This window comes from Robiginitalea sp. (assembly GCF_049588695.1).
Classification (GTDB): Bacteria; Bacteroidota; Bacteroidia; order Flavobacteriales; family Flavobacteriaceae; genus Robiginitalea.
In genome coordinates, this window is sequence record NZ_JBAVZJ010000371.1 from 1 (window position 1) to 1,501 (window position 1,501).

The 1,501-nt window shown below is 50.2% G+C and carries 2 protein-coding genes; both read left to right on the plus strand.

Features of this window, described 5'->3' with window-relative positions:
- A partial coding sequence (locus tag WBV75_RS08880) for a G-D-S-L family lipolytic protein (protein ID WP_424120270.1) occupies positions 1-1,311 on the plus strand: 1,311 nt, incomplete at its 5' end.
- 70 nt (positions 1,312-1,381) lie between these two features.
- On the plus strand, positions 1,382-1,501 hold a 120-nt coding region (locus WBV75_RS08885; protein ID WP_424120271.1), incomplete at its 3' end, for a phage holin family protein.

Consider the following 1,501-nt stretch of genomic DNA (forward strand, 5'->3'; position numbering starts at 1 on the left):
ATCGACTCACAAGTCGCTTCTTTTCCCAATATGATTACAGGAAGCTTCGATGAAGTGGGAGGCGGGGAATTTATTATTCCTTTTATGGCTGACAATCTCGGGGGAATGACGCTCGGAGGTACCCCCATAGCAGGCAACCGCCTTATCCTGGATTTCAGTTCGGGCTCCCCTACCCCAAGACCCGTAGATGGGCAGGGCACAACAGAAATTACTAATGTACTCTCCGGACCATTTAATAATATGGCTATTCCCGGAGCCAAGAGTTTTCACTTACTCGCCCCCGGTTATGGGAATGTAGCCGGTGTAGCTCTGGGATTGGCGAATCCGTATTTCGCGAGGATGGCCAGTAGCCCTAACGCAACTATTATCGGGGATGCAATGGCGCAGAACCCAACATTTTTCACCCTTTGGATTGGCAATAATGATGTTTTGGGTTTTGCCACATCAGGAGGTTCGGGAATAGACCAAACCGGGAATTTGGATCCCTCCACGTACGGAGGCTCTGATATTACAGATCCCAATGTATTTGCCAATGTTTTCAACACACTCTTACAAACCCTTACCGCCAATGGTGCCAGTGGGGTTGTCGCAAATATTCCTGATGTGACTTCTATCCCTTTTTTCACTACCGTTCCACACAACCCGATACCCCTTGACCCGGCCACGGCAGATCTGGTAAACGGCGCATACGCCGCGTACAATGGTGGGCTTCAGCAGCTGCAGGCCCTTGGGGTAATTTCAGCAGAGGAAGTAGCCCGCAGATTGATCAGCTTTACGGCCGGACCCGGGAACGCAGTAGTAATTCTCGATGAAGACCTTACAGACCTCACCGCCTTTAACCCTGCCCTGATTAATATGCGTCAGGCTACCGAAGATGATCTGCTCACCTTTACCTCTCAGACGATAATAGGGACACCCGCCGACCCCAACAACCCCAACAGTATCAATGGGGTAGCTGTTCCCCTGGCAGATCAATGGGTACTTACCCCAGAGGAGCAGGAGCTGATATCTAATGCCACAGCGAACTTTAATCAAACCATCGAAACCCTGGCCCAGCAATACAATCTTGGTTTCGTCGATGCCAATGCAACGCTCAAAGTACTGGCGGACACGGGTATTCCACTTAGCGATGGAAGTGTGTTGACCAGCACCTATGGGACTGGAGGCGCTTTTTACCTTGTTGGGGGCCACCCCTCACCCAGAGGCTCTGCGATAATAGCCAATTTGTTCCTCGAAGCCATGGAGGCTCGTTTCGGTTCAGTACTTCCGGCTATAGACCCCCTGGAATACAAAGGACTTTACATCAACTAATCCAAAATTTTATTTACCTTCATGGGCACCTCTTCACCAGGGGTGCCTTTTTTATTTTAAGCCTGAAATTATGAAATTCATCCTTCGACTTCTCCTAAGTGCCCTGGCCGTGATCCTACTCGCGAATATCCTTCCCGGAGTGGAGGTAAGCGCTTTTGGCAGTGCGGTTATAGTTGCACTGGTGCTGAGT